Below are 264 nucleotides of genomic sequence, written 5' to 3'. Positions count from 1 at the left end.
CGAATGAAGCGGCGAATCCGGAGTCGCTGGACTCTTCGGCGTCGGTTTCGTCTGCGACCAGCCAGGTTAGCTTCACGGAACTGCTTCAACAGTCGCTCGCGAAGGTAAGCGCCAGCCAGGCGTCGGCATCGGGTGAGATGCATGCGTTCGAACTTGGCGCGTCGAACGTCTCGCTCAATTCTGCGAAGATTGACGGCGCTAAAGCCGGCATTATGTTTCAGCAATCGCTGCAAATCCGCAACAGACTCGTAAGCGCCTATACCG

1 protein-coding gene is annotated in these 264 nt (G+C 57.6%); it reads left to right on the top strand.

All coding sequences use genetic code 11. The features are described 5' to 3' along the window. Positions 1–264 (top strand): flagellar hook-basal body complex protein FliE (fliE, locus tag SB816_RS32510; RefSeq protein ID WP_410548314.1); only part of this gene is annotated, 264 nt, incomplete at both ends.

This window comes from Achromobacter sp. SIMBA_011 (genome assembly GCF_046535435.1).
Taxonomy (GTDB): domain Bacteria; phylum Pseudomonadota; class Gammaproteobacteria; order Burkholderiales; family Burkholderiaceae_B; genus Achromobacter; species Achromobacter dolens.
This window is presented reverse-complemented; position numbering and strand designations above follow the sequence as displayed.